24 protein-coding genes and 2 pseudogenes are annotated in these 25,681 nt (G+C 71.6%); 19 read left to right on the top strand and 7 right to left on the bottom strand.

What is annotated here, in order from left to right; translation table 11 throughout:
- The first annotated feature begins 64 nt into the window (after nt 1-64).
- The 4 genes from ACQEVZ_RS51475 (at nt 65) to ACQEVZ_RS51460 (ending at nt 4,098) form a co-directional block, all read left to right on the top strand.
- A complete protein-coding gene (locus ACQEVZ_RS51475; protein WP_344500680.1) occupies nt 65-706 on the top strand; it encodes a GOLPH3/VPS74 family protein in 642 nt (213 codons plus the stop codon).
- Nucleotides 707-783: 77 nt separating this feature from the next.
- Nucleotides 784-2,313 carry an APC family permease gene (locus tag ACQEVZ_RS51470; RefSeq protein ID WP_433382762.1) on the top strand — a complete coding sequence of 510 codons (1,530 nt, stop codon included), beginning with the start codon at nt 784-786 and terminating at the stop codon, nt 2,311-2,313.
- 91 nt (nt 2,314-2,404) lie between these two features.
- A complete protein-coding gene (locus ACQEVZ_RS51465; RefSeq protein ID WP_354903233.1) occupies nt 2,405-3,019 on the top strand; it encodes a GNAT family N-acetyltransferase in 615 nt (204 codons plus the stop codon).
- Nucleotides 3,016-4,098, top strand: a complete 1,083-nt coding sequence (locus ACQEVZ_RS51460; RefSeq protein ID WP_433382759.1) for a type III PLP-dependent enzyme — start codon at nt 3,016-3,018, stop codon at nt 4,096-4,098. Before ACQEVZ_RS51465 ends, ACQEVZ_RS51460 begins: the two co-directional genes overlap by 4 nt.
- A gap of 97 nt (nt 4,099-4,195) precedes the next feature.
- Here ACQEVZ_RS51460 and ACQEVZ_RS51455 read toward each other — a convergent pair whose 3' ends face one another.
- Nucleotides 4,196-5,311 carry a LacI family DNA-binding transcriptional regulator gene (locus tag ACQEVZ_RS51455; protein ID WP_433382756.1) on the bottom strand — a complete coding sequence of 372 codons (1,116 nt, stop codon included), beginning with the start codon at nt 5,309-5,311 and terminating at the stop codon, nt 4,196-4,198.
- 504 nt (nt 5,312-5,815) lie between these two features.
- Between ACQEVZ_RS51455 and ACQEVZ_RS51450 the strand changes: the two genes are divergently transcribed.
- The 10 genes from ACQEVZ_RS51450 (at nt 5,816) to ACQEVZ_RS51405 (ending at nt 15,948) form a co-directional block, all read left to right on the top strand.
- Nucleotides 5,816-6,808, top strand: a complete 993-nt coding sequence (locus tag ACQEVZ_RS51450; RefSeq protein WP_433382753.1) for an ABC transporter substrate-binding protein — start codon at nt 5,816-5,818, stop codon at nt 6,806-6,808.
- A gap of 23 nt (nt 6,809-6,831) precedes the next feature.
- Nucleotides 6,832-8,325, top strand: coding sequence for a sugar ABC transporter ATP-binding protein (locus tag ACQEVZ_RS51445; protein ID WP_433386142.1), 1,494 nt, complete (start codon nt 6,832-6,834; stop codon nt 8,323-8,325).
- A complete protein-coding gene (locus ACQEVZ_RS51440) occupies nt 8,325-9,365 on the top strand; it encodes an ABC transporter permease (protein ID WP_354903239.1) in 1,041 nt (346 codons plus the stop codon). The genes ACQEVZ_RS51445 and ACQEVZ_RS51440 overlap by 1 nt, the downstream gene beginning before the upstream one ends.
- A 79-nt stretch (nt 9,366-9,444) precedes the next feature.
- Nucleotides 9,445-10,431, top strand: a complete 987-nt coding sequence (yjfF, locus tag ACQEVZ_RS51435; protein WP_344498949.1) for a galactofuranose ABC transporter, permease protein YjfF — start codon at nt 9,445-9,447, stop codon at nt 10,429-10,431.
- Complete coding sequence (locus ACQEVZ_RS51430) at nt 10,428-12,029, top strand: ribulokinase (protein ID WP_433382748.1); 1,602 nt, start codon at nt 10,428-10,430, stop codon at nt 12,027-12,029. Before yjfF ends, ACQEVZ_RS51430 begins: the two co-directional genes overlap by 4 nt.
- A complete protein-coding gene (locus tag ACQEVZ_RS51425) occupies nt 12,026-12,700 on the top strand; it encodes an L-ribulose-5-phosphate 4-epimerase (protein WP_344498953.1) in 675 nt (224 codons plus the stop codon). Before ACQEVZ_RS51430 ends, ACQEVZ_RS51425 begins: the two co-directional genes overlap by 4 nt.
- Nucleotides 12,697-14,190 carry an L-arabinose isomerase gene (gene araA, locus ACQEVZ_RS51420; RefSeq protein ID WP_433382744.1) on the top strand — a complete coding sequence of 498 codons (1,494 nt, stop codon included), beginning with the start codon at nt 12,697-12,699 and terminating at the stop codon, nt 14,188-14,190. The genes ACQEVZ_RS51425 and araA overlap by 4 nt, the downstream gene beginning before the upstream one ends.
- 42 nt (nt 14,191-14,232) lie before the next feature.
- Nucleotides 14,233-14,622, top strand: coding sequence for a VOC family protein (locus ACQEVZ_RS51415; protein ID WP_360573337.1), 390 nt, complete (start codon nt 14,233-14,235; stop codon nt 14,620-14,622).
- 99 nt (nt 14,623-14,721) lie between these two features.
- Nucleotides 14,722-15,549: an alpha/beta hydrolase gene (locus ACQEVZ_RS51410; RefSeq protein WP_354903242.1), complete on the top strand. Its 828-nt coding sequence runs from the start codon at nt 14,722-14,724 to the stop codon at nt 15,547-15,549.
- Between the two features lie 36 nt (nt 15,550-15,585).
- Nucleotides 15,586-15,948: a tetratricopeptide repeat protein gene (locus ACQEVZ_RS51405; RefSeq protein ID WP_360573341.1), complete on the top strand. Its 363-nt coding sequence runs from the start codon at nt 15,586-15,588 to the stop codon at nt 15,946-15,948.
- 66 nt (nt 15,949-16,014) lie between these two features.
- Here the strand turns inward: ACQEVZ_RS51405 and ACQEVZ_RS51400 are convergent, their stop codons facing one another.
- Together ACQEVZ_RS51400 and ACQEVZ_RS51395 are read right to left on the bottom strand one after the other, a co-directional pair.
- Nucleotides 16,015-16,512, bottom strand: coding sequence for a hypothetical protein (locus ACQEVZ_RS51400; RefSeq protein ID WP_433386240.1), 498 nt, complete (start codon nt 16,510-16,512; stop codon nt 16,015-16,017).
- Between the two features lie 82 nt (nt 16,513-16,594).
- Nucleotides 16,595-16,711 (bottom strand): annotated as a pseudogene (locus ACQEVZ_RS51395) (IS5/IS1182 family transposase); the annotation flags it as partial.
- A 155-nt stretch (nt 16,712-16,866) separates the two neighbouring features.
- Between ACQEVZ_RS51395 and ACQEVZ_RS51390 the strand changes: the two are divergent.
- Nucleotides 16,867-17,625, top strand: coding sequence for a hypothetical protein (locus ACQEVZ_RS51390; protein WP_433382739.1), 759 nt, complete (start codon nt 16,867-16,869; stop codon nt 17,623-17,625).
- Between the two features lie 74 nt (nt 17,626-17,699).
- Here ACQEVZ_RS51390 and ACQEVZ_RS51385 read toward each other — a convergent pair.
- The 3 genes and pseudogenes from ACQEVZ_RS51385 to ACQEVZ_RS51375 all read right to left on the bottom strand — a co-directional run.
- Nucleotides 17,700-17,813 (bottom strand): annotated as a pseudogene (locus ACQEVZ_RS51385) (IS5/IS1182 family transposase); the annotation flags it as partial.
- Nucleotides 17,814-17,865: 52 nt separating this feature from the next.
- Nucleotides 17,866-19,524 (bottom strand): sensor histidine kinase, encoded by a 1,659-nt coding sequence (locus tag ACQEVZ_RS51380; protein WP_433382736.1) that lies wholly within the window; start codon nt 19,522-19,524, stop codon nt 17,866-17,868.
- Between the two features lie 233 nt (nt 19,525-19,757).
- Nucleotides 19,758-20,447: a response regulator transcription factor gene (locus ACQEVZ_RS51375; protein ID WP_344498971.1), complete on the bottom strand. Its 690-nt coding sequence runs from the start codon at nt 20,445-20,447 to the stop codon at nt 19,758-19,760.
- 114 nt (nt 20,448-20,561) lie between these two features.
- Here ACQEVZ_RS51375 and asnB point away from each other — a divergent pair, with 114 nt between their 5' ends.
- Entirely contained in the window at nt 20,562-22,424 is a 1,863-nt protein-coding gene (gene asnB / locus ACQEVZ_RS51370; RefSeq protein ID WP_433382732.1) for an asparagine synthase (glutamine-hydrolyzing), read from the top strand.
- A gap of 19 nt (nt 22,425-22,443) precedes the next feature.
- Here the strand turns inward: asnB and ACQEVZ_RS51365 are convergent, their stop codons facing one another.
- On the bottom strand, nt 22,444-23,010 hold the full coding sequence (locus ACQEVZ_RS51365; RefSeq protein ID WP_433382729.1) for a hypothetical protein: 567 nt from the start codon (nt 23,008-23,010) through the stop codon (nt 22,444-22,446).
- 158 nt (nt 23,011-23,168) lie between these two features.
- Between ACQEVZ_RS51365 and ACQEVZ_RS51360 the strand changes: the two genes are divergently transcribed.
- The 3 genes from ACQEVZ_RS51360 to ACQEVZ_RS51350 all read left to right on the top strand — a co-directional run bounded on the left by ACQEVZ_RS51360 (nt 23,169) and on the right by ACQEVZ_RS51350 (nt 25,569).
- The gene (locus ACQEVZ_RS51360; RefSeq protein ID WP_433382726.1) at nt 23,169-23,672 is read left to right on the top strand and encodes a YfbM family protein; all 504 of its coding nucleotides are present in this window, start codon (nt 23,169-23,171) and stop codon (nt 23,670-23,672) included.
- 82 nt (nt 23,673-23,754) lie between these two features.
- On the top strand, nt 23,755-24,192 hold the full coding sequence (locus ACQEVZ_RS51355) for a hypothetical protein (RefSeq protein ID WP_433382723.1): 438 nt from the start codon (nt 23,755-23,757) through the stop codon (nt 24,190-24,192).
- Nucleotides 24,193-24,264: 72 nt separating this feature from the next.
- The gene (locus tag ACQEVZ_RS51350) at nt 24,265-25,569 is read left to right on the top strand and encodes an MFS transporter (RefSeq protein ID WP_433382720.1); all 1,305 of its coding nucleotides are present in this window, start codon (nt 24,265-24,267) and stop codon (nt 25,567-25,569) included.
- The last annotated feature ends 112 nt before the right edge of the window (nt 25,570-25,681 follow it).

Raw genomic sequence — 25,681 nt, 5'->3', positions numbered from 1 at the left:
CAGCACATGCTGCTGGTCGTTCGCTGACGTGCTCGGGGCAGATCTCGAGGGAGCCGTGGTCGCGATGCTTGCCAACAGCTATTACCTGATTGCCCACGACGATCGAACCGGCCGGTCCAGGCTGCACCCACGTGCCGCCGGACTCGGGCTGGCCTCCGCCCTGCTGGGTGAGCTGATGCTGTACGGACGGCTGCGCGCCATGACCGGCGACCTGTACGTCGTCAGCCAGGAGCCGCCCGGGGACTCCCTGGCCCACACCGTGCTCGACCTGCTGATCGCGCAGCCGCAGCACCGCGAGATCCGCACCTGGCTGGCGTATCTCGCGGCCGACGCGACCGACCAGGTCGGCGAGCGGCTGCTGCGCGCCGGCGTGGTCGAGCCGGTCACCCGGCGCAAGCTGCTCAGCGCGTCGCAGACGCTGTACCTGCCGCAGACCGCCGAGCAGCGCAACACCGCCGCGTGGGAGTCGATCCGGCTGTCCGAGGCGCTCGCGCACCGTCGGTCCATGGGGCTGCACGACCGGTCGCTCATCGCGCTGGTCGTCGCGACCGGGCTGACCAGGCACGTCTTCGCCGGCGTCCAGGAGCAGCGCGAGTGCATGCGGCAGCTGCCCGCGATCATGGCGTCCCTGCCGGACGACCTGGTCCAGCTCGTCCAGTACACAGAGGCGGCGGTGGGCTCCGCGCTCGCTGTCGGCCGCCGGTGACGCGCACGGTGGGCCGACACCACTATCACCGCGGGAAGCTGCGCACCAGCACGGCCGACCGCGTGAGGAGACCGAACATGGCGCGTTTCGCACCGAGCGGGCCCGACATCGTGACCCGGGGTCTGGCCAGCAACCGTCTCGGCGTGCCGTCCATCGTGTTCTTCGGCGTCGCGGGGGCGGCGCCGCTGACCGTGATCCTCGGCGCCATCTCGACGATCTACGCCGTGGTCGGCAACATCGCCGTGCCGCTGGTGTACTTCGTCGCGGCGCTGATCCTGTCGCTGTTCACGGTCGGGTTCGTGGCGATGAGCCGGCACATCGTCAACTCCGGCGCGTTCTACTCCTACATCAGCCACGGGCTGGGCCGGGTCACCGGCGTGGCGGCGGCGTTCATCGCGCTGCCGGCCTACGCGGCGATGCAGATCGGCCTGTTCGGCCTGCTCGGCGTCGTGGCGAAGGGCGTGCTGGAGGCCAGCGGGATCCACACCAGCTGGTTCGTCTGCTCGCTGGTCGGCTGGTTCCTCATCGCCGTGCTCGGCGTGCTGTGGGTCGACCTCAGCGGCAAGGTCCTCGCCGTGCTGCTCACCGCCGAGATCACCATCGTGCTCATCTACGACGCGATCATGGTCGCCCACCCGGCCGGCGGCAGGGTGAGCACCGAGGCGCTCGACCCGGCGCAGCTGCTGACGCCCGAGGTCGCGGCGATGCTGGTGCTCGCGATCGCCGGCTTCGTCGGCTTCGAGGCGACCGTCGTGCTGTCCGAGGAGGCCAAGGACCCCAAGCGCACGATCGCCCGGGCCACCCACTGGGCGGTCCTGCTGCCGGGCCTGCTGTGCGGCGTCTCGGCGTGGGCGATGTCGGTGAACACCGGCTTCGGCAACATCGTGCAGGCGGCCAAGGACCAGGAGACCGACCTGGTCTTCGCGCTCGTCTCGCCGTACGTGCCCGAGGCGCTGATCAACGTCGGGTACGTGCTGTTCCTGACCAGCGTCTTCGCCGCGGCCCTGGCGTTTCACGCCGCGGTCGCCCGCTACCAGTTCGCCCTGGGGCGGGAGCGGGTGCTGCCCCGGCTGTGGGGGGTGGCGCACCCGCGCACCGGCGCGCCGCTGCTGGGGTCGATCACGCAGAGCCTGCTCGCGCTCGGGGTGCTGATCGTGTTCCAGGTGACCGGCATCGACCCGCTGATCCACCTGTTCGCCTGGGGCACCGTCGTCGGCGGTCTCGGCGTGCTGATGCTCATGTGGGGCGCGTCCGCCGCGGTCATCGCGTTCTTCCTCAGGCACCGCCGGCGGGAGAACTTCTGGCGGGCGCAGCTCGCGCCGCTGCTGGCGTTCCTGCTGCTCAGCGCGGTGCTCGCGGCGACCGTCATCGGGCTGGGCGACCTGCTGCAGGTCAACAACGACTCGGTCTTCAACTGGGTCTTCTCCGCCGCCTACGTCGTCTTCGCGATCGTCGGCATCATCTGGGCGCTGGTCATGCGTGCCGCCCGGCCGGACGCCTACGCCGGCATCGGCCGCGGCGCCGAGCAGCGGGTCATCCCGGAGGGCGCCGGGCTGCCCGTCTCGCACGCGCTGCCGCGCACCGCCGACGTCGTCCGCCACTCATAGCTCCCACCGCTCGCAGCTCCCACCGCTCGCAGCTCCCACCTCTCGCAGCTCCCACCACCGGCTCCACCGTGGACATCGAAAGAGGACGGTCATGACGCATGCCATACAGGATGTCGTCGTCCGCGACATCGAACCGGTCGACACCGACGCCATCACCGAGGTCCTCGTCGCCGCCATGAGCGACGGCCTGGTCGCCCGGTGGATGGCGCCGGACGCCGACGACCGGCGCGAGCACAGCCCCGAGTACTTCTCGATCTTCGCCGAGCACGCGGTGCGGCACGGCGAGGTGTACGCCACCGTCGACCCGTTCGACGGCAGGCCTTCCGGCGTCGCGCTGTGGTTCCCGCTGACGCACGCGATCCCGCCCCCGGTCGACTACGACCGGCGGCTCAAGGAGGCGGCCGGCCCCGCGTTCGACCGGGCCTGCCAGCTCGACGCGATGCTGGAGGAGGAGCACCCGATCGTCCCGCACCACTACCTGGCGTTCTTAGCCGTGCGGCCGGAGCGGCAGAACCTCGGCATCGGCAGCTCGCTGCTCGCCCGGCACCACCGCCGGCTCGACCGGGCCGGCATCCCCGCCTACCTGGAGGCCAACGACCCGCGCAACCGGGCGCTGTACCTGCGCCACGGCTACGAGAGCCGCCCGCCGATCCTGCTGCCGGACGGCCCGCCGGTCTGGCCGATGTGGCGCCCGCCGAGCGCGTGAACACGCCCGAGCTGCTGATCGACCTGGACAACGTGGCGGCCGGGTACCGTGCCGTGACCGCGGGACTGCCGGGCATGACGGTGCACTACGCCATGAAGTGCAACCCGCACCCGGAGGTCCTCGCGGAGCTGCACGGCCTCGGCTGCCGCTTCGAGGTCGCGTCCGCGCCGGAGCTCGACCTGCTGACCACCGTCGGCGTCGACCCGGCCGGCGTGCTGTACAGCAACCCGGTCAAGCCCGTCGCCCACATCGCCCGCGCACACGCGAGAGGCCTGTGGCGCTTCGCGTTCGACTCCGAGGAGGAGCTGGACAAGCTCGCCGCCGCCGCACCCGGCGCGGCCGTGTTCGTCCGGCTCGCCGCGCACCAGATCCGCAGCGGCGTGCCCAGCGAGGGCAAGTTCGGCGTCGACGTCGCCACCGCCACCGCCCTGCTGCTCGGCGCCCGCGACCGGGGCCTGCGCCCCTTCGGCGTCGCCTTCCACGTCGGCTCGCAGATGCTGCTCCCGCAGGCGTGGCGGGCGCCGCTGCGGGCCGTCGCACAGGTCATGGACAAGCTCGCCGCCGAGCAGGTGATGCTGGAGATGGTGGACGTCGGCGGCGGCTTCCCGGCCCGCTACGCCGGCCCGGTGCCGCCGTTGCCGGACTACGCGGCGGCGATCAGCACGGGCCTGGCCGGGCTGCCCTACGACGTCCCGGTCGTGATCGAGCCGGGCCGGGCCGTCGTCGCCGCGGCGGGCACGTTGCGGGCCTCGGTCATCGGCACCGCGCTACGCCACGGCCGGCGCTGGGTCCATCTCGACGTCGGCGCGTTCAACGGGCTGATGGAGAGCCTCGAGACGGGCAACGAGCTGCGCTTCCCGGTCACCGACTCGCGCCGCGCCGGGGCCCGCGAGCGCTGCCATCTCACCGGCCCGACCTGCGACAGCCAGGACACCATCCTGTTCGACGTGGAACTCTCCGCCGGGTTGCGGGCCGGCGACGAGGTGTACATCGGCAACGCCGGCGCGTACACCAGCGTCTACGCCTCCTCGTTCAACGGCTTCCCGCCCCCCTCGGTCCGCTGCACGCGAGGTTCCTAGGCACCGACGGCACCGACGGCACCGACGGCGCGGGCGGCGCGGGCGGCGCGGGCGGCGCGGGCGGCGCGGGTGGCGCGGGTGGCGGCACGCGGGGTTCCTAGGCGCCGGCGGTGCGGGCGGCGCTGGCGCGGACGACCAGCGACGGGGTCAGGTGCACGGGGGTCGTGGGCAGTGCCGTGCCGTCGAGGCGCGCGACGAGCAGGTCGACGCTGCGCCGCCCGAGCTCGGCGAAGTCCTGGTGGACGGTGGTGAGCGGGGGCAGGAAATAGCCCGACTCGGGCATGTCGTCGAAGCCCACGATGCTCACGTCGTCGGGGACCGTGCGGCCCGCCTCGTGAAACGCGCGCAGCACGCCCAGGGCGATGTGGTCGTTGCCGCAGAAGACGGCGGTGACGGCGGGGTCGGCGGCGAGCAGCTGCCCGCGCAGGTAGCCGGACCGGGCCGACCAGTCGCCGGCCGCGACCGGCGGCACGGGCGCCCCGGCGGCGTGCAGCGTCTGCCGCCAGCCGTCGATCCGGTCCCGGCCCTCCGGCCAGTCGGCGGGGCCCGGGACGTGGTGGACGGTGCGGTGGCCCAGATCGAGCAGGTGCCGGGTCGCCAGGCACGCGCCGCGGACGTTGTCGACCCGCAGCATCGGCACGGCGCCGTCGTCGGCGCCGCCCACCCCGACGGCCGGCGTGCCCGGCGGCGCCTGCGCGAGGGCGTCGGCGACGGAGTTCTTCGGGGCGATCGCGATGATCCCCTCGACCGCCTGGGCGCACAGCTGCTCGACGGCGTCGAGGACGGCGTGCCGGTCCAGCGACCGGACGGTGGCGATGCTGACGTAGTAGCCGGCCTCCCGGGCGGCCTTCTCGATCCCGTAGATCATCGACGCGGGCCCGGCGAGGGTGGTCTCGAAGCCGATCAGCCCGATCGTGCGCGACCTGCTCGTCACGAGCGTCCGCGCCGCGAGGTTGCGCCGGTAGTTGAGGATGCGCACGGCGTCCAGGACCCGGCTGCGGGTGCCGTCGCTGACGTTCGGCAGGTCGTTGAGCACCCGCGACACGGTCTGGTGCGACACCCCCGCGAGCCGCGCCACGTCGCGCATCCCGACCTTGCGCGGCGGCGGCGCCGGCACCGCGTCGGGCGCCGCGCCGCCGGTGTGCGCGACCGGCCCCCGCCGGCTGCGGTCGGGCCCGGTGGGGGAGGGGAACCCGGGTCGCCGGACCGGCACCGCCGTGAAAATCCCATCGCCGCCCGGCGGGCGACCGGCGGGCATGGGTCCGGTTTGTCCCGGCGCACGGCCTTCGATGTCCGAGGACTGCGTCAGGTTGCCCAGGGACATCTGGCCGCGAGCCGGAACATCACGCGAAGCGGCCCGTGCGTCACGGTCCGTCGAACCTGGACCGCCGCGAGCGGCGGAAGCGCTACGTTCCGTAGGAGTGGGAGCACGTTCGGTGGAAGCGGGGGCGGTGGAGGCGGCGCGAGCGGAGGCTGCGCGGTCCCGCCCGGAGCGCGCGGGATGGGCCAACGAGCACCTCCGGTCACGAATCGACGTCACGGACTTGACGTCGGGGATGAGAACGCTAACACTCTCGACATACAAGCGCGACGGCCAATGTAATCCAGGCCGGAGCGAGGTACCCCCACTGCCACACACCCCGGCGGTGGGGCGGCCCGCCCTTGAATGTGAACGTTCACTAGCTCTGGCGCAAGACACCCCGTGAGGAGAGGCGTAGTGCTGAAGAAGTGGTCCGCGGCCGTGCTCGGCGGTCTGCTGGTCGTAGGCGCGCTCAGCGCGTGCGGCGGCGAGAAGGAAGGCGACGCCGGCAGCGGCACGAAGAAGGACGACGGCAAGATCACGATGGGCTTCGCCCAGGTCGGTGCCGAGTCCGGCTGGCGGACGGCGAACACCAAGTCGATCCAGGAGGCCGCCACCGCCGCCGGTATCGACCTGAAGTTCTCCGACGCGCAGCAGAAGCAGGAGAACCAGATCAAGGCGATCCGCAGCTACATCGCGCAGAAGGTGGACATCATCGCCTTCTCGCCGGTCGTCGAGTCGGGCTGGGACACCGTGCTCAAGGAGGCCAAGGACGCCAAGATCCCGGTGATCCTGACCGACCGCGCGGTCGACTCGAAGGACACCTCGCTCTACAAGACGTTCATCGGCTCCGACTTCGTCCTGGAGGGCAAGAAGGCCGGCGAGTGGCTGGTCAAGGAGTACCAGGGCAAGACCGACACGGTGAACATCGTCGAGCTGCAGGGCACGACCGGCTCCGCGCCGGCCAACGACCGCAAGTCCGGCTTCGCCGACGTCATCAAGGCCGACCCGAAGTTCAAGGTCATCGCCTCGCAGACCGGTGACTTCACCCGCGCCAAGGGCAAGGAGGTCATGGAGGCCTTCCTGAAGGCCAACCCGAAGATCGACGTGCTGTACGCGCACAACGACGACATGGGCCTGGGAGCCATCGAGGCGATCGTCGCGGCTGGCAAGAAGCCCGGTGTCGACATCAAGATCATCACCGTCGACGCGGTCAAGGACGGCATGACGGCCCTGTCCGAGGGCAAGATCAACTACATCGTGGAGTGCTCGCCGCTGCTCGGCCCCCAGCTCATGGACCTGGCCAAGAAGGTCGTCGCCGGTGAGACCATCCCGCAGCGGGTGCTGACCGAGGAGACCACGTTCACCCCGGAGCAGGCGAAGGCCGCGCTGCCGAACCGCAAGTACTGAGAGGCGCAACCATGGGGACCGCAATGCTGAGCATGAGCGGCATCAGCAAGCAGTTCCCCGGCGTCAAGGCCCTCGAGGGTGTGGATTTCCGCCTGTACCAAGGGGAGATCCACGCCCTCATGGGTGAGAACGGCGCCGGGAAGTCGACGCTCATCAAGGTGCTGACCGGCGTCTACGACATCGACGAGGGTGAGATCACCCTCGAGGGCCGCCCGGTCCGGTTCGCCGGCCCGCACCAGGCCACCGAGGCCGGCATCAGCACCGTGTACCAAGAGGTCAACCTCTGCGCGAACCTCTCGGTCGCGGAGAACATCTTCATCGGGCGCGAGCCGACGAAGTTCGGCCGGATCCAGTGGGGCGTCATGCGGCGCCGCGCGACCGAGCTGCTCCAGCGCATGGAGCTCGACCTCGACGTCACCGCACAGCTGTCGACCTACTCCCTCGCCGTGCAGCAACTGGTCGCGATCGCCCGCGCCATCGACGTCGACGCGAAGGTACTCGTCCTCGACGAGCCGACCTCCAGCCTCGACGCCGGCGAGGTCGCTCAGCTGTTCCGCATCATGCGGCAGCTCAAGGCGCAGGGCATCGCGATCGTGTTCGTGTCGCACTTCCTCGACCAGATCTACGAGATCTGCGACCGGATGACGATCCTGCGCAACGGCCGGCTGGTCGGCGAGCACCTCGTCGCCGACATCAGCCAGGTCCAGCTCGTCAGCCTCATGATCGGCAAGGAGCTGGCGCTGCTGGAGCGGCTCGAGGACGCCGGCAAGCGCTCGTTCTCGGGCGTCGAGGCCGTCGCCCGGGCGCACGAGCTCGGCCGGTCCGGCGCCGTCGAGCCGTTCAGTCTCACCATCCACAAGGGCGAGGTCGTCGGCCTCGCCGGGCTGCTGGGCTCCGGCCGCACCGAGCTCGCCCGGCTGTTCTTCGGCGCCGACAAGGCCGACAGCGGCCGCCTCGAGATCGACGGCAAGCCGGTCAACCTGCACGGCCCGCGCACCGCCATGGACCACGACATCGCGTACTGCTCCGAGAACCGCAAGACCGAAGGCCTGGTCGAGGAGCTGTCGGTCCGCGAGAACATCATCCTCGCCCTGCAGGCGGCCCGCGGCTGGACCCGCCCGCTGCCCCGCCGGCGGCAGGACGAACTGGTCCAGAAGTACATCGACGCGCTGAACATCAACCCGAAGGACCCCGAGCTGCCGGTCCGCAACCTCAGCGGCGGCAACCAGCAGAAGGTCCTCCTGGCGCGGTGGCTCATCACCGAGCCGCGGCTGCTGATCCTCGACGAGCCGACCCGCGGCATCGACATCGGCGCCAAGACCGAGATCCAGCGGCTGGTCGTCGAGCTCTCCGACGGAGGCATGGCCGTGCTGTTCATCTCCGCCGAGTTGGAGGAGGTGCTGCGCCTCAGCCACCGCATCGGCGTCCTGCGCGACCGGAGGCTGGTCACCCAGCTGGAGAACACCGACGCGGTCGACCTCGACCGCCTCACCGAGACGATTGCGAGCGGCACCTGATGGCGGCGATCACCAAGCACAGGCTGTTCTGGCCGGCGGCGATCCTCGTGCTGCTGCTCGTCACGAACGTGTTCTTCTCCGGCGGGTTCTTCAAGATCGAGCTCCGCGACGGTCACCTGTACGGCAGCATCATCGACATCCTGCGGGCCAGCGCGCCGCTGGGGCTCGTGGCGCTGGGCATGACGCTGGTCATCGCCACGGGCGGCATCGACCTGTCGGTCGGCGCCGTCGTCGCGATCGCCGGCGCGCTCGCCTGCCTGCGCATCAGCGAGCTGGACGACCAGAACAGCGTCGGCGGTGTCCTGGCCGCCGTCGGGCTCGCGCTGGTGCTGTCGCTGGTGCTCGGCGTCTGGAACGGGTTCCTCGTCGCCACGGTCGGCATCCAGCCGATCATCGCCACGCTGATCCTCATGGTCGCCGGCCGCGGCCTCGCCCAGCTCATCACCGACGGGCAGATCATCACGATCAACAGCGGCCCGTACAAGATGATCGGCGCGGGCTACTGGCTGGGCCTACCGCTCAGCGTCATCATCGCCGTCGGCGTCGCGGTCATCGCCGGCCTGATCGTGCGCCGCTCGGCGCTCGGGCTGCTGCTGGAGTCCGTCGGCGGCAACGCCGAGGCGTCCCGGCTGGCCGGCATCAAGTCGCGCTGGCTGATCCTCATCGTCTACGTGTTCGCCGGGCTCTGCGCCGGCGTCGCCGGGCTGATGATCAGCTCCAACGTGTCCAGCGCCGACGGCAACAACGCCGGCCTGCTCATCGAGCTCGACGCGATCCTCGCCGTGGTCATCGGCGGCACCTCGCTGTCCGGCGGCCGGTTCTCGATCGCCGGCACCATCCTCGGCGCGGTCATCATCAAGACCCTCGACATCACGATCTACACCGTCGGCATCCCGCCCGAGGTGACGCTGCTGTTCAAGGCGGTCGTCGTGGTCGTCCTGTGCCTCGCCCAGGCGCCGAAGTTCCGCGAGAAGTTCCAGCGCCGCCGGCCGTCCGCGCCCGCCCCGAAGGCGCCGCAGAAGGTGGAGGTCACGGCATGAGCGGCCAGCGAAGCGGCTCGGGCCGCGAATCGGCATTGCAGGGTGCCAGCCGGCGCCGGAGCGCAGCGGAGGCGGCGGCATGACGACGTTCGAGTCGTTGCAGAAGCGGGTCATCCGCAGGCCGCAGCAGCGGCACATCCCGGTCCTGGCCACGTTGGCGCTGCTGTGTCTCATGTACGGCGCGGGCGTCGTGCGGTACACCGGCTTCGACGACACCCAGATCGTCCTGAACGTCTTCATCGACAACGGCTTCCTGCTCGTCGTCGGCGTCGGCATGACGTTCGTGATCCTGACCGGCGGCATCGACCTGTCGGTCGGCGCGGTCGTCGCGCTCACCACGATGATCTTCGCGTCGCTGGTGCGGGCCGGCTGGTCACCGATCGCGGTGCTGCCCGTGGTGCTGCTCGTCGGCGCCCTGATCGGCCTCGCGATGGGCTGCATCATCCACTTCTTCGACATCCAGCCCTTCATCGCCACGCTCGCCGGCATGTTCCTGGCCCGCGGCCTGTGCTACGTCATCAGCACCGAGGCGATCCGCATCGACAACGCGCTGTGGACCGAGCTGGCCGACTACAAGATCCGCTTCGGCGGGTTCCACATCTCGTGGAGCGTCGTCATCTCGCTCGTCGTGGTGCTCGTCGGCGCGTACGTCCTGGCGTACACCAGGATCGGCCGCAACATCTACGCCATCGGCGGCAACCAGCAGTCGGCGCTCCTCATGGGCCTGCCCGTCGGGCGCACGAAGATCGCCGTCTACACGATCAGCGGCGTCTGCTCCGCCCTCGGCGGCGTGCTGCTGACCTTCTATACGTCCTCCGGTTACGGCCTGCACGCCCTCGGCATGGAGCTCGACGCCATCGCGGCCGTGGTCATCGGCGGGACCGTCCTCACCGGCGGATCCGGCTTCCTGTTCGGCACCGTGCTCGGGGTCCTCGTGCTCGGCCTCATCCAGACCATCATCACGTTCGAGGGCACCCTCAGCTCGTGGTGGACCAAGATCGTCATCGGTGCGCTGCTGTTCGCGTTCATCGTGCTGCAGCGGGCCGTGGCGCGGAGATCACAATGACGAGATATGTAGTCGGGGTCGACTTCGGGACCCTGTCCGGCCGCGCCGTCGTGGTCCGCGTGGCCGACGGGGCGGAGGTGGGCACCGCCGTCCACGAGTACCGGCACGGCGCGGTCGAGCGGACCCTCCCGGCGACCGGCGAGGCGCTGCCCCCGCACTGGGCGCTGCAGATGCCGTCCGACTGGGTCGACGTGCTGCGGCACGCCGTCCCGGCCGCGCTCACCGGGATCGACGCCACGCAGGTGGTCGGCATCGCGACCGACTTCACGGCGTGCACGTTCCTGCCGGTGCTCGCCGACGGCACGCCGCTGAGCGACGTCCTGCCGGACCGGCCGCACGCCTACCCGAAGCTGTGGAAGCACCACGCCGCACAGCGGCAGGCCGACCAGATCAACGCGCTCGCCGCATCGCGTGGCGAGGCGTGGCTGCCGCGGTACGGCGGGAAGCTCTCCTCCGAATGGCAGCTGGCGAAGGCGCTGCAGGTCCTGGAGGAGGACCCCGACGTCTTCGCCCGGGCCGAGCGCTTCATCGAGGCCGCCGACTGGATCGTGTGGCAGCTGGCCGGGGTCGAGACCCGCAACGCGTGCACCGCCGGCTACAAGGGCGCCCACCAGGACGGCGGCTACCCGCCCCGGGACTACTTCGAGGCGCTGCACACCGGCTTCGGCGCGTTCCTCGACAAGACCGACGGGCCGCTGTCGCCGCTCGGCGGGCTCGCCGGCCGGCTGACGGCCGAGGCCGCCGCATGGACCGGGCTGCCGGAGGGGATCGCAGTTGCCGTCGGCAACGTCGACGCGCACGTGACCGCCCCGGCCGCGCAGGCCGTCGACGCCGGGCAGCTCGTCGCCATCATGGGCACCTCCACGTGCCACGTGATGAGCGGCGCGACCCTGGCCGACGTGCCCGGCATGTGCGGGGTCGTCGCCGACGGCATCATCCCCGGCCTGTACGGCTACGAGGCCGGACAGTCCGGCGTCGGCGACATCTTCGGCTGGTTCGCCGGGTTCGCGTCCGCGGACCACGACCAGCTCACGGCCGCGGCCGCCGCGCAGCGCCCCGGACAGCACGGCCTGGTCGCGCTGGACTGGCACAACGGCAACCGCTCCGTGCTCGTCGACCACCACCTGTCGGGCGTCATCGTCGGGCAGACCCTCGCCACCCGCCCCGAGGACGTCTACCGGGCGCTGATCGAGGCGACCGCCTACGGCACCCGCACCATCGTCGAGACCCTCGAGACCGCCGGCGTGCCGGTGACCGAGTTCATCGCCGCCGGCGGGCTGCTCAAGAACACGTTCCTCATGCAGCTCTACAGCGACGTGCTGCGCCGCCCGATCAGCGTCATCGACTCCGAGCAGGGGCCGGCGCTGGGCTCGGCGATCCACGCCGCGGTCGCCGCCGGCGAATACCCGGACGTGCGGGCCGCCGCGGCGGCGATGGGCAAGGTGAAGCGGGCCGTCTACACGCCCGACGACGCCGCCGCCGACGTCTACGACCGACTCTACGCCGAATACCGGCAGCTGCATGACTACTTCGGCCGCCCCGGCGGCAACGAGGTCCTGCACCGCCTCCGCGCGCTGCGCGAGGAGGTGGCCCAGTGATCTCGAAGCTCCGGCGGGAAGTCTGCGACCTGCACGCCGAGCTGATCCGCTGGGGCCTGGTCACCTGGACGTCGGGCAACGTGTCCGCCCGCGTCCCGGGCTCGGACCTGCTGGTGATCAAGCCGTCGGGGGTCTCCTACGACGACCTGACCCCCGAGGCCATGGTGGTCTGCGACCTCGACGGCAAGCTCGTCGAGGGGGACCGCGCCCCGTCGTCGGACACCGCGGCGCACGCGTACGTGTACCGGCACATGCCGCACGTCGGCGGGGTCGTGCACACGCACAGCCCGTACGCGACGGCGTGGGCCGCCCGCGGCGAGCCGATCCCGTGCTCGATCACCGCGATGGCCGACGAGTTCGGCGGCGACATCCCGGTCGGGCCGTTCGCGCTGATCGGCTCCGACGCGATCGGCCGCGGCATCGTCGAGACGCTCACCGGGCACCCGTCACCGGCGGTGCTGATGCTGCAGCACGGCCCCTTCACCATCGGCGCCACCGCGAAGGCCGCCGTGAAGGCGGCGGTCATGTGTGAGGACGTCGCCAGGACCATGCACTTCGCCCGGCAGTTGGGCGCCGTCGAGCGGCTGCCGGATCAGGCCGTCGCCTCGCTGCACGACCGCTACCAGAACGTCTACGGCCAGCCGCAGGGCGGGCAGAGGAGCACAACATGACGCACGAGGTCTGGTTCCTGACCGGCAGCCAGGGGCTCTACGGCCCCGAGACGCTCGACCAGGTCGCGGCCCAGTCGAGGCAGATCGCCGCGACGCTGGACGAGTCGCCGGACATCGCGGTGCGCGTGGTGTGGAAGCCGGTGCTCACCAGCGCCGGCGACATCCTGCGGATCTGCCTTGAAGCTAACGCAGCGGCCAACGCTGGCTCGTCGGTCGTCGGCGTGGTCGCGTGGATGCACACGTTCTCGCCGGCCAAGATGTGGATCTCCGGGCTCGACGCGCTGCGTACCCCGCTGCTGCACCTGCACACGCAGGCCAACGTGGCGCTGCCGTGGGCCGAGATCGACATGGACTTCATGAACCTGAACCAGGCCGCTCACGGCGACCGCGAGTTCGGCTACATCCAGTCCCGGCTCGGCGTGGCCCGCAAGACCGTCGCCGGGCACGTCACCGACCCGCGGGTCACCGCCCGCATCGGCGCGTGGGCCCGCGCGGCCGCCGGCTTCACGGAGATGCGGTCGCTGAAGCTGGCCCGCTTCGGCGACAACATGCGCGACGTCGCCGTCACCGAGGGCGACAAGGTCGAGGCGCAGCTGCGCTTCGGGGTCTCCGTCAACACGTACGGCGTGAACGACCTCGTTTCCTCGGTGGACGCGACATCCGACGCGGACGTGGACAACCTGGTCAAGGAGTACCACGACACCTACCGGGTGTCCGCCGCCCTGAAGGAGGACCGGGCCGAGTCGCTGCGCTACGCGGCCCGCATCGAGCTCGGCCTGCGCGCGTTCCTCACCGCCGGCGGCTTCAAGGCCTTCACCACCAACTTCGAGGACCTCGGCGGGCTGCGCCAGCTGCCGGGCCTCGCGGTGCAGCGGCTGATGGCCGACGGCTACGGCTTCGGCGGCGAGGGCGACTGGAAGACCTCGGTCCTCGTGCGCACCCTGAAGGCGATGGCTCCCGGTGGCGGCACCTCGTTCATGGAGGACTACACGTACGACCTCACGCCCGGCAACGAGGTCATCCTCGGCGCGCACATGCTCGAGGTGTGCCCCAGCATCGCCTTCGACACGCCGTCGTGCGAGATCCACCCGCTCGGCATCGGCGGCCGCGAGGACCCGGTGCGGCTCGTCTTCGACGCCACGCCCGGCCCCGCCGTCGTGCTCGGCCTGGCCGACCTCGGCGAGCGCTTCCGGCTCGTCGCCAACGAGATCGACGTGGTCACGCCGACCGCGCCGCTGCCCAGGCTGCCCGTGGCGCGGGCGGTCTGGAAGCCGCGGCCGGACCTGTCGACGTCGGCGGAGTCCTGGCTGACGGCCGGCGGCCCGCACCACACGGTGCTGTCGTTCGCCGTCGGCACCGAGGAGCTGGCGGACCTGGCGGACATGACCGGCACGGAGCTGCTCGTCATCGACGCGGACACGACGGTCCGGCAGTTCGCCAAGGAGGTGCGCTGGAACCAGGCGTACCATCGCCTCGCGAGAGGGTTCTGAAATACGGGTGCGTTCCGTTTACGGAACTGGTGAGGTGGGTGCATGACCGTACGAATCAGGCACATCACCGTCGACTGCGCCAAGTGCTACGACCTGTCCCTGTTCTGGGCCGCCGTCACAGGGTTCCGCGAGGACCCCGACGACCCGAACCTGCCGGAGCACACCGAGGCGGCGCTGAACGCCCCGGACGGCTCGACGGGGATGCTGTTCATCCAGGTGCCGGAGGGCAAGACCGGCAAGAACCGCATCCACCTCGACCTGCAGCCCACCGACGCCTCCAGGGACGAGGAGGTCCAGCGCATCCTCGGCCTGGGCGCCACGCTGGTCGCCGACTTCCGCAAGGACGACGGCACCGGCTGGGTCACCCTGGCCGACCCAGAGGGCAACGAGTTCTGCGTGGAGCGCAGCGCCGCCGAGCGCGCCGCCGCCTGATCGTCCCTGCGCCGTTTCTTGCGGGCGGCGCAGGGACTTTGTTACTCGCGGGTTGCGTTCGCCCTTGCTTCAGGGCTTTGCCCGGCGGACGATGCAGCAATGCAGCGCGAGGAGCACAGCCTCACCGGAGGCGGCGGGGTCCGCATCGTCTACGACGCCTGGACGCCATCGAACGTCGAGGGGGTCGTCGTGCTCTCCCACGGCATGGGGGAGCACGCCCGGCGGTATGACCACGTCGTGGCCCGCCTCGGCGAGCTCGGCCTGGCCGTCTACGCGCCAGACCACCGCGGCCACGGCCGCTCCGGCGGGAAGCGGATGTACCTGCGCAGCATCGACGAGTACACCGCCGACCTGCACCTGCTCTTCGGCGAGGTCGCCGCCCGTCACCCCGGCCAGGCGCCGTTCCTCATCGGGCACAGCATGGGCGCCATGATCGCGCTCGCCTACGCCCTGGACCACCAGGCGTCGCTGCGCGCGCTCGCCCTGTCCGGCACGCCCGTCGTCCCCGGCTCCGGGATCGGCAAGCCGGCGATCGCCGTCGCGAAGGTCCTCGGCCGGATCGCGCCGGCGACCCCCGTCCAGGCACTGAACTCCGCGTACATCTCGAAGGACCCGGCGGTCGTGGCCGCCTACGACGCCGACCCGCTCGTCTACCACGGCAAGGTCCCCGCGGGCATCGGCGGCGCCATGCTCACCCAGATGGCCGTGTTCCAGCGCCGCCTGCCGTCGCTCACCCTGCCGACCCTGGTTCTGCACGGCGCCTCGGACAAGCTCGTCGACCCGGCCGGCAGCCGCCTCATCGCGGACCGGGCCGGCTCCCGGGACCTCACCCTGCACATCTACGACGACCTGCACCACGAGGTCTTCAACGAGCCCGAGCAGGACCGCGTCCTCGACGACCTGATCGGGTGGCTGAAGACCCACTGAGGAATGCGCCGGGCCCTCGCGCAGTTGATCCCTGCCATGGACGACGTCATGACCGAGTACCGCAGGGGAGTCCTCTACTTCGACGCCGGCGACCCGATCGAAGCCGCGAAGATCCTCACCACCGTCCTGGACCAGGAGCCGGGCAACGCCGAGGTCCGGCTGTGGCTGGCCCGCGCCTACTTCGCCTCGGCCCAGCTGCACCGCGCCGAGACGCACCTGCGCGCCCTGGTCGACCGCGACCCGACCGACCACTACGCCCACCACCTGCTGGGCCGCACCCTGGAGCGGCAGAACAAGCCCCGCGAGGCCCTGCCCTACCTGCGCCTGGCCGCGGCGATGTCCACCGTCCCCGACTACGCCGACGCCGTCCGCCGCGTCGAGTCCGCCTGCTCCCCCTGACCCCGGCCCATCCGACCGTCCGGTCCTGTTCGCTCCCGCTCGAGGAGGAGCAGGACCGGTCCGGGCCTAGTAGCGGGCGGCGAGGTGCTCGCCCCCGCGGCTCTCCTGCCGGACCAGCCGGTCCTCGGCGGGCGGCGCCGGCCAGAACTGCAGCAGGTACTGCTCCTCGGAGTCCTCGTCGTCGTCGCCCTCGGCGAAGTCCCAGCCGTATGCGTAGTAGCGGACCCGGTAGTCGCGCTGCTCGAGGTCCAGCCGCCAGCTTCGCGAGCTGTCCCACTGCAGCAACCACGTCTCGGCGGTGGCGGGCCGGAACGACACCTCCACGACGTCCTCCCAGAACGCGGCGAGCGGTGGATCCTCGTCATGACGTTCGACGGTGAGCGGCACGCGCCCCGTGTGCGTCGCGGTCCTCAGGAACAGATAGCCCGGCTCGGCCGCGCCGCACAGCCCGTTGCGCTGCCCCACGAACGGCCAGGGATCGCCGTCCCGGTCCGCCGCGGCCCGGCTGTCGACGTACATCTGCCCGTAGGCGATCGCGACGTCGTCGTCGACGAGCACCACCATGACCACATTCTGCCTGCCGCACGGTCCAGCCGGTGGCCCAACCGCGCTGACGGGCGGTGAACGTGACCGCATAGTGATCGCGGCCCGGGTCGAGGCGCCGCCATCGAGATCGATGCTGGTTGCGGTGCTGGCGGATGCGGCCTGCGAGGTCGTTGATGGTGCGGCTGGACAGCGGGATCGTGGCTGGGTACGACAGCACAGAGAGGCTCCCGGTCGGGGCATCGGATCTTGGTCGACTGCTACATCCAGGTCGACGGACCGGTTGGACCTGCCGATCGGCAGCGTATCCGTATTAGTGTCGAGTTGTCGTCCGAGGCGGCGGGGCGCGTGTGAACATGCTTATTCTCGGCGGCCGTGAAGAGACTCCTCGCGGTTGAGCACGTACGGGTGCAGCTGCTCCTGATCTACGCGGTCGCGCCGGTGGTCGCCGCGGTCTTCTGGCTGCTCACCGGGGCGGGACCGGCCGCCAGCCTGCTGCCCGTCGCGGCGGCCATGCTCGTCGTCTGGGGGATGGGGGCGTTCGTGGTGCTGCGGGTGATGGGGCCGCAGCGGTACGTCGAGGAGCTGGCCGAGCTGGAGGCCGGCCGCGGCTGGGCCAGGTGGAGCTACGACGAGGCGCAGTGGGCGTCCGCCGTCGCGGCCGAGCGCGCCCGCCAGCAGCGGCTCAACCGGCCCACCTTCGTCGCGCTCGGTGTCGCCGGCGGCGTGGCCGTCGTGGTCGCGCTAGTGACCGAGGTGTCCACGCTGTTCGCGGTCGGCTTCACGGGCCTCCTGGTGCTCGTCGGCGCCGCCACGTGGCTGGTGCTGTGGCTCGGCGCCGGCGGGCCGGCGGCGCGGCGCGCCCGCGCGGGAGAGGTGCTGGTCGGGCGGCTCGGGGTGCTGCGGCGCCCGGGCACGTATGCGGCGTTTGCGCCCGCCGGGGCGCTGACCGGCGTGGAGCTGTTGGGCACGGCGCCGATGCGGATCGTGTTCACCGCCACCCGGTTGGCGCGGCCGCCGTGGGCCTACTGGATTCGCGAGCAGATGGCCGACCTCGTCGTGCCGGCCGGGCGGGCGGACGAGGCGCGGGCGCTCGTGGAGCGGTTCCACCGAGAGGTGCTCAGCCGACGGTAGGGCCGGCTTCACGGGCCTGTCCAGGGCGGCCAGGATCTGACCTCAGTCGGACCGGGATCGAGGTTCGGGGGTGGCTCGGCCAGCACTGTCACGCCGTGGGCGGTGAGCGCGTCGATCAGGCCGTGCACGCGCGGGGCGGTGAGGTCGTGGACCGCGCCGGGCAGTGCTGGTGAGGCCCAGACGAGTCGTAGGCCGCGGTGATCGTGCTGACGCTGACGCTCAAGTAGGCGACGAAGCGGGTCATTTCGTGGTCGGGAGGGTGAAGCGGAAGGTCGAGCCCTCGCCGAGGGTGCTCTCGACGGTGAGGTCGCCGGTGTGGTCGCGGACGATCTGGCGGGCGATGGTCAGGCCGAGGCCGCTGCCGCCGGTGGCGCGGTCGCGGGCGGGGTCGGCGCGCCAGAAGCGCTGGAAGACGAAGGGCAGGTCGGCGGGGGCGATGCCGCAGCCGGTGTCGCGGACCTCGACGGTGATGTGGTCGGCGTCGGGGAAGGCGCGCAGTGCTACGTGGCCGCCGCGGTCGGTGTACCGGATGGCGTTGCCGATCAGGTTGCCGAGGACCTGGCGGAGACGGTCGTGGTCGGCGTGCACGGGCAGCGGGCCGGCGGTCTCCGCGGTCAGGCGGACGCCGGCGGCCTCGGCGACCGCGAGGTGCGCCACCCGGGCGGTGTCGACCAGGTCGGCCAGGTCGAAGTCGCAGCGGCGGTACGTGAGGTGCCCCGCCTCGGCCAGGGTCAGGTCCTGCAGGTCGTCGAGGATGCGGCGCTGCAGCTCGGCCTCGTCGTGCAGGGAGGCGAACAGCTCGCGGCTCGGCGGGACCAGGCCGTCCTGCAGCGCCTCGAGGTAGCCGAGCAGGTTGGACAGCGGGGTGCGCAGCTCGTGCGCGACACTGGCGACGAGCCGGCGCTGGGCCTGCTCGGACGCCTCCAGCGCGGCCGCCATCCGGTTGAACGAGTCCGACAGCTGCCCGAGCTCGTCGCGGCCGCCCGAGGGCACGCGCGTGTCGAGGTGCCCGTCGGCGAGGCGCCGGGACGCGACGGTGAGGTCGCGGACGGGCAGGCTCACGTGCCGGGCGATGACGGCGGTGCCGAGGATGACGAGGATCAGCACGCCGCTGCCGGCGACGAGGCCGGGGCGGCTGATGAGGTTGGTCGCGTCGTCGGTGACGGCGCCGAGGTAGAGCTGCAGCGGCTCCGGGGTGAACGTCGCGACCCGCTCGCCGAACGCCTTGATCAGGCACTTCGCCTGGTCCTTCTCGGCTCGGCACGGCTTCACCGGCAGCTCGTCGTAGGGCTGCTCCGCCGCGCCGACGTCGCCGACCCGGGTGCCGCAGTCGTGGCTGTCCTCGACGCCGGTGGTGGCGTACGGGACGCCGAACTCGTTGAGGGTCACCGGCGGCGGGTCGACGTGCAGGTCGGTGAGGCAGCGCGCGAAGACGACCGTGCCGCGGAACAGGGCGATCTGCAGCAGCGTCTTCGTCTCGAGCTCGGTGATGCCGGTCTTCTGCTCGAAGGGCGTCCGCGGGGCCCCGAGCAGCTCCGGCGGGAACTTGAGCGTCGGGCGGGAGTCGACGAGGGCGGGTGGGCTGACGACGGCCCGGGCGGCGCGGTTGGCGAGGTGGTCGCTGTCGACGGTGACCTGGCCGTACAGGTTGGTGAGCCGGATCCGCTGGTGGTTGGCGATCGACAGCCGCTGCACGGTCTTGTCGACGCCCGCCCAGGTGCCGTGGCGCAGCGCGTACGCCTGGATCTCCGTGACCGTGGTGACCTCGTTGCGGGTCGAGGTCTCCTGCGACTGCGCGATCTCCAGGGCGGTCAGCCGGATGCTCAGCCACGCGGTGACCCCGATCGCGATCACCGCGACCAGCAGCACCAGCCCGAACACCCGGAAACGAAAGCTCATGCCGTCACCTCCGCTGCGCTCCGGGTTCGCAGCCCTCCGCTCCGCTCCGGCCCGCTCACGCCGTCACCTCCGCTGCGCTCCGGCGCCGGCCTGAGCTCCAACCTGTCATGCTGGTTCGCAGCCCTCCGCTCCGCTCCGGCCCGCTCACGCCGTCACCTCCGCTGCGCTCCGGCGCCGGCCTGAGCTCCAACCTGTCATGCTGGTTCGCAGCCCTCCGCTCCGCTCCGGCCCGCTCACGCGGACTCGTTCAGCCGGTAGCCGCGGCCGTACACCGTCTGCACGTAGCGCGGCTCGGCCGGGTCGGACTCGATCTTGCGGCGCAGGTTGACGACGTGGGCGTCGACGGTGCGTTCGGAGACGTCGCGCTCGAAGCCGAAGACCCGGTTGATGATCTCGCCGCGGGTGAAGACGCGGCCGGGCTCGCCGGCGAGCAGCTCCAGGATGCCGAACTCCTTCGCGGTCAGCACGACCACGGTGCCGTCGACGCGGACCTCGAACCGGCCGGCGTCCACGACCAGGTCGCCGACCCGCAGCACCTGCTGGTGGCCGGGGCTGCCGATGCCGGAGCGGCGCAGCAGCGCCCGGACCCGGGCGGCGAGCTCCCGCGGGCTGACCGGCTTCGTCATGTAGTCGTCGGCGCCGAGGTCCAGGCCGAGCAGCAGGTCGTCCTCGGTCGAGCGGGCCGTGACCAGCAGGATCGCGACCGTCGACTCGGCCCGGATGATCCGGCACACGTCGAGGCCGTCGACCAGCGGCATCATGACGTCGAGGACCAGCAGGTCGGGCCGGCGCGACCGGCACTGCTCCAGGGCGAGCCGCCCGTTGGGGACGGTCAGGACGCTGTGGCCGTCCCGCTCCAGGTACAGGCGGATCAGCTCGGCCTGCTTCGGGTCGTCTTCGGCGACCAGGATCCGTGCGCTCATCGCCGATCATTGTCGCGCGCAGGATGTGAAGAACCTGCGAAACCTCGTTCGGGTTTCGATCCGGCGCACACTTCTTCATCAGTTCCCAACGACCGGCTCCGCACCATCACCGGCATGTGTGGATTCCTGGTCTTCATCAGCGCCTCCGGTGAGGTCGAGACCGACCGGCTCGCCGAGGCCCTCGACCTGCTGCGTCACCGCGGGCCCGACGAGACGACGCTGCACGTGGAGGACGGTGCCGCGTTCGGCTTCCAGCGGCTCGCCATCGTCGACGTCGCGCACGGCCGGCAGCCGGCGGTGTGGGGCTCGTGGACGGTCGTGTTCAACGGTGAGATCTACAACTACCTGGAGCTGCGCGCGGAGCTGGCCCGCGACCACGCGGCGGTCTTCGCCACCGAGGGGGAGGCGGAGGTCCTCGCGGCGTCGCTGCACCACTGGGGGCCGTCGGCGGTGCGCCGGCTGCGCGGGATGTTCGCGATCGTGGCGCTGGACCGGGCGACCGGCACGGTGCACGCGTTCCGGGACCCGTTCGGCATCAAGCCGCTGTACCACCTGACGACGCCCGACGGTCTCTACCTGGCGAGCGAGAAGAAGGCGCTGCTGCCCTTCGCCGGCACCGGGACCCGCGTCGACACGGCGGCCCTGTCGCATTACCTGACCCTGCAGTACGTTCCGGAGCCGGAGACGCTGCACCCGTCGGTGCGCCGGCTGCCCGCCGGCCATGCTTTGACAGTACATGCGAAAAAAACGGAAATAAGCGCATACTTTCGGCACTCGCTGCGGCCGGTGCAGCGGCCGGACGCGATCACGGCCGTCCGCGACGCGCTCAGGGACAGTGTGCACGCCCACCTGCAGGCGGAGGTGCCGCTGGGCGCGTTCCTGTCCAGCGGCATCGACTCCACCGCCGTCGTCGCGCTCGCCCGCGAGAAGCACCCGGACATCCACACGTACACCGTGGGCTTCGACGACGAACGCTACAGCGAGATCGAGGCGGCGTCGGAGACCGCGGCCGCGCTCGGCGTCGAGCTGACCGCGACCCTGGTCCACGACGCCGACGTGATCGCCGAGCTGCCACGCATCGTCTGGCACCTCGACGACCCCGTCGCCGACCCCGCGATCGTGCCGCTGTGGTTCCTGGCCCGCACCGCCGCCCGCGACGTCACCGTCGTGCTGTCCGGGGAGGGCGCCGACGAGCTCTTCGCCGGCTACGAGATCTACCGGGAGCCGGCCGCGCTCGCCGGCGTCGCCGGGCTGCCCGCCCCACTGCGCCGCGGCCTGCGCGCCGTGTCGGCGGCGCTGCCGGAGGGGGTGCGCGGCAAGAGCTTCCTGGAGCGGGCCACCACCCCGATCGACGAGCGCTACTACGGCAACGCCCGCATCTTCGGCACCGCGGAGAAGGCCCGCCTCATGCGTGGGCCGGCCGACCCGCACACGACGGTCACGGCGCCGCTGTACGAGGCTGCCGCCCACCTCGACGACGTGGCCACCATGCAGTACGTCGACCTGCACACCTGGCTGCCCGGCGACATCCTCACCAAGGCCGACCGGATGTCGATGGCGCACTCGCTGGAGCTGCGGGTGCCGTTCCTGGACCGGGCCGTCTACGCCGCCGCCGCGCAGCTGCCGACGGCGCTGAAGCTGGCGAGGACGACGAAGTTCGCGCTGCGGGAGGCGATGCGCGGCATCGTGCCGGACGCGGTCGTCGACCGCCGCAAGCTCGGCTTCCCCACGCCGACCCGGGTCTGGCTGCGCGGCGAGATCGGCGTGTGGGCCGGCGACGTGTTCGCCGACGCCGCCGTCGACCACCTGCTCGACCTCAGCCACGTCCAGCGCCTCCTCGCGGCCCACCGCCGCGGCGACGCCGACCACTCCCGCAAGATCTGGACCGTGTTGATGTTCTGCCTCTGGTACGGCCAGCAGAACGCTCCGTCGCCCCGGCCCTGCTCCCGCTCTGAGCGCATCCGGCCCACGGTGTGAACCCGCGGCGTGCTGCGCGCTACAGCGTGCCGCCGACGGCGGCGGCGACGGCGCGCAGCCGCTCCTCGGTCAGCGGCACCGGCGGCGCGCCCGACGAGCCGGTCAGCGTGATGCCGAACAGGGTGCCGTTCGACCGTTTGGCGGCGGTCAGCACGCCGTCGGGGCCGTCCACGGAGTACATGCTCTGGTCGGCCAGGGACATGAGGAAGAGCGGGTCGTCGGCCCGCGCCCTGCCGTGCTGGACGCTCAGGTCGAGCCGGAGCCGCAGTCCCGGGTCGGACTCCACCAGGCAGCTGTAGGTCACGACCCCGCCCGCCTCCGCGCGTGGCCGTTCCGTGACCGCCGGCAACGGCGTCTCGAACAGCGTGGCGAGGGCCTGCCCGTCGACATGGCCGCAGGCGTCGCGCACCTCGGCGGCCGGCTTCGACGGGCGGGCCGCGTTGTCGTCCACGCTCAGGTTGTAGCTGCACGCGAACCCGAGCACGACCGCCGCGACCGTGAAGAGGACCTTCTGCCACGTCGGCCGCGCCCTCCGGCGCTCGCGCGCCGCCGCGATCCGCTCGGCGAGCAGCTCCCTGTCGATCACCCGTGACTCCCCGCGTCGCGTCCCCTCCCAGATCCGGGCCATCACTATGCCGTCATGATCGCGACCCGTCAACGCGGTGCAGGAGGGCCGGAGCGGCGGTCAACGGCAAGCCGGGCGTTGCGGCGGCCGGCTTTGATCGAAGTGCCAGAATCGCCGGCATGGGGATGGAACTGATCGGGCGGCACCTCTCGGTGCACGAGCTGCGGGCCGTGCTGAACGATCCGGCGGCCGTGGACGAGCTGCTCTACGGCGACCTCGACGACGGCGACGCGGAGATGCCCGAGCCCGACCTTGATCTCGACAGGTCCTGGCACGTCCTGCACTTCGCGCTCACTGGCACCGCCTGGCAGGTCACGGAGGGCGTCGGCGAGGCGATCCTCGGCGGCACCGAGATCGGCGGCGACGGCGGGTACGGGCCCGCCAGGCTGCTCGACGCGGCGACGGTCCGCAGGGTGTCCGCGGCCCTGGACGACCTCGACGACGGGGCGCTGGTGGCCCGCTACGACCCGGCCGCGATGGCCGCCGCCGACATCTACCCGGATCACTTGAGGATCGCCCCGGAGGAGTTCGCCGGGTTCGTCGGGCCGCAGCTGTCGGCGCTGCGGGCGTTCTACTCGGACGCCGCCGCGGCCGGCCAGGCGGTCCTCCTGGCCATCGTGTGACGCGATGGCGCGCCCGGCACCAGCGTGGTGATGGCAAGCCCAGGACGTGAGCCACCATGCTTGCCTCATGGGCTACCGCGAAATGCGAACGATTGTGGAACTGGTCGGTGGGCCGGACCAGGCGGAGCGGGTCCGGGAGGTCGCGGAGCTGCTGGTGGCGCTCAGGGAGCACGGCGGCGACGACGTGGAGCGGGTGTTGCGGGCGGCGCCGCGCTGGCTGGCCGGCGCGTTCGCCCCGGAGCGGACGGTCGAGGAGGACGAGGCGTGGCTCGTCCGGTGGCGGGCCGCACCCGACAGGCTCGCCTTCGAGCGGGCGTCCGGTTGGACCGCGTCGGGCTGGGTGCACTGGTTCTCGCCGGAGAACGAGTTCTGGAGCGTCGGGGACGTCCGCGTCGACGAAGGTGGGCATCGCGTCGTGGTGGACCTCGAGCATGACGACGACCCGGTGCCGTTCGAGGCGCTGCGGTGGCTGGCGCTCACGGGTGGGCTCCGGGTCGGCGACGAGGTCCGGGTCCGCTGACCATCGTGGCGGTGATCACTTCGGGGTGAGCGGGGCGGACCCGGCGGGGGCGGCGGGTACAGGCTGAGGGGCATGAGCGCAGCCGGGCAGGTCCAGAAGCCGCGCAAGTTCGCGGCGTTGCGGAACAAGGACTGCCGGCCGTACCTGTTCGGGGCCGCGCTGGCCATGATGGCCGACAACATCGAGCACGTCATCACGTACTGGGTGCTGTGGGAGAAGTTCCATTCGCCCGCGTTGTCGGGGTTCCAGGTGATCAGTCACTGGGTGCCGTTCCTGCTGTTCTCCGTGTACTTCGGGTCGCTCGCGGACCGGTTCGACTGCCGGCGGGTCATCCAGGCCGCGCAGCTGCTCTTCGCCTCGGTGTCGGTGGCGTGGGGCGTGCTGTTCGTGACCGGGACGCTGCAGGTGTGGCACGCGTGCGTGCTGCTGGTGCTGCACGGGCTGGCCGGGTCGCTGTGGGGGCCGGGGGAGCAGCTGATGCTGCACGACTTCGTCGGCGACGAGGACCTGCCCAGCGCGGTCCGGCTCAACGCCACGTTCCGCAGCCTCGGGGTGCTGTTCGGGCCGGTCGTCGGGTCGGCGCTGCTGCTCGGGCTCGGGGCGACCGCCGGGATCTTCGTCAACGTGCTGTTCTTCCTGCCGCTGACGCTGTTCCTGTTCCGCACCAAGTTCACCGGGCACACGCGCGACCACGGGGTGCCGCGGGCGCGGGTCGGGCTCACGGAGTCGGTGCGGGTGCTGAAGGCCGTCGGCGGCAACCACACGCTGGTCAGCATGATCATCCTGGGCGGGCTGGGGTCGTTCTTCGTCGGCGCGTCGATGCAGTCCGCGATGCCCATCTTCGCCCACGACCTCGGGGCAGCGGCCGGGACAGCGAGCGCGGCGAGCGGGGAGGGGATCGACGGGGCCAGCCTCGCGTACGGGGTGCTGCTCTTCGCCAACGGCGCCGGCGGGGTCATCGGCGGGATCCTCCTCGAGGCGACCGGCAGGATCAGGCCCACGGTCCTCGCCGCGGTGATCAGCACCGCCGTCTACGGCGTCACCAGCCTGTGCTTCGCGATCACCACCAGCTACCCCGTGGCGGTGGCGCTGCTGCTGCTCGGCGGCGTGGCCAACCTCGCGTCGATGTCGATCGGGCAGACCGTCGTGCAGCTGCTCGCGCCGCCCGCCGACCGGGGCAGGGTCATCGGCGTCTACGGCGTGTCCGCGCAGGGGCTGCGGGCCGGCAGCGGCTTCACCGTCGGGCTGCTCGGCGCCGCCATCGGCGTGCACTGGTCGCTCGGGCTCAGCGCCGCCGCGCTCTGCGTCGGCACGGCGCTCGCCGGCGTGTACGCGTTGCGGGGCGGAAAATCGGTTCCGGTCGCCACGACCGTCTGAGATGATCGCCGGACCGTGCTGAGGAAGGGGGAGGAGACCGCCATGCGTTACCGCGTCGTCGTCCCCCAGTCCCGGCACGAGGTGATCCTGGTGTCTTCCCGCCCGCTGGTGT

This window comes from Dactylosporangium sp. CA-152071 (assembly GCF_050936335.1).
Classification (GTDB): domain Bacteria; phylum Actinomycetota; class Actinomycetes; order Mycobacteriales; family Micromonosporaceae; genus Dactylosporangium; species Dactylosporangium maewongense.
This window is presented reverse-complemented; position numbering and strand designations above follow the sequence as displayed.

What these genes read in the sequence shown, in the direction of transcription:
- ACQEVZ_RS51475 (WP_344500680.1), top strand. Translation starts at nt 65, where the DNA reads ATGCTTGCCAACAGCTATTACCTGATTGCCCACGACGATCGAACCGGC.
- ACQEVZ_RS51470 (WP_433382762.1), top strand. Translation starts at nt 784, where the DNA reads ATGGCGCGTTTCGCACCGAGCGGGCCCGACATCGTGACCCGGGGTCTG.
- ACQEVZ_RS51465 (WP_354903233.1), top strand. Translation starts at nt 2,405, where the DNA reads ATGACGCATGCCATACAGGATGTCGTCGTCCGCGACATCGAACCGGTC.
- ACQEVZ_RS51445 (WP_433386142.1), top strand. Translation starts at nt 6,832, where the DNA reads ATGCTGAGCATGAGCGGCATCAGCAAGCAGTTCCCCGGCGTCAAGGCC.
- ACQEVZ_RS51440 (WP_354903239.1), top strand. Translation starts at nt 8,325, where the DNA reads ATGGCGGCGATCACCAAGCACAGGCTGTTCTGGCCGGCGGCGATCCTC.
- yjfF (WP_344498949.1), top strand. Translation starts at nt 9,445, where the DNA reads ATGACGACGTTCGAGTCGTTGCAGAAGCGGGTCATCCGCAGGCCGCAG.
- ACQEVZ_RS51430 (WP_433382748.1), top strand. Translation starts at nt 10,428, where the DNA reads ATGACGAGATATGTAGTCGGGGTCGACTTCGGGACCCTGTCCGGCCGC.
- araA (WP_433382744.1), top strand. Translation starts at nt 12,697, where the DNA reads ATGACGCACGAGGTCTGGTTCCTGACCGGCAGCCAGGGGCTCTACGGC.
- ACQEVZ_RS51415 (WP_360573337.1), top strand. Translation starts at nt 14,233, where the DNA reads ATGACCGTACGAATCAGGCACATCACCGTCGACTGCGCCAAGTGCTAC.
- ACQEVZ_RS51410 (WP_354903242.1), top strand. Translation starts at nt 14,722, where the DNA reads ATGCAGCGCGAGGAGCACAGCCTCACCGGAGGCGGCGGGGTCCGCATC.
- ACQEVZ_RS51405 (WP_360573341.1), top strand. Translation starts at nt 15,586, where the DNA reads ATGGACGACGTCATGACCGAGTACCGCAGGGGAGTCCTCTACTTCGAC.
- ACQEVZ_RS51400 (WP_433386240.1), bottom strand. Translation starts at nt 16,512, where the DNA reads ATGGTGGTGCTCGTCGACGACGACGTCGCGATCGCCTACGGGCAGATG.
- ACQEVZ_RS51380 (WP_433382736.1), bottom strand. Translation starts at nt 19,524, where the DNA reads ATGAGCTTTCGTTTCCGGGTGTTCGGGCTGGTGCTGCTGGTCGCGGTG.
- ACQEVZ_RS51375 (WP_344498971.1), bottom strand. Translation starts at nt 20,447, where the DNA reads ATGAGCGCACGGATCCTGGTCGCCGAAGACGACCCGAAGCAGGCCGAG.
- asnB (WP_433382732.1), top strand. Translation starts at nt 20,562, where the DNA reads ATGTGTGGATTCCTGGTCTTCATCAGCGCCTCCGGTGAGGTCGAGACC.
- ACQEVZ_RS51360 (WP_433382726.1), top strand. Translation starts at nt 23,169, where the DNA reads ATGGGGATGGAACTGATCGGGCGGCACCTCTCGGTGCACGAGCTGCGG.
- ACQEVZ_RS51355 (WP_433382723.1), top strand. Translation starts at nt 23,755, where the DNA reads ATGCGAACGATTGTGGAACTGGTCGGTGGGCCGGACCAGGCGGAGCGG.
- ACQEVZ_RS51350 (WP_433382720.1), top strand. Translation starts at nt 24,265, where the DNA reads ATGAGCGCAGCCGGGCAGGTCCAGAAGCCGCGCAAGTTCGCGGCGTTG.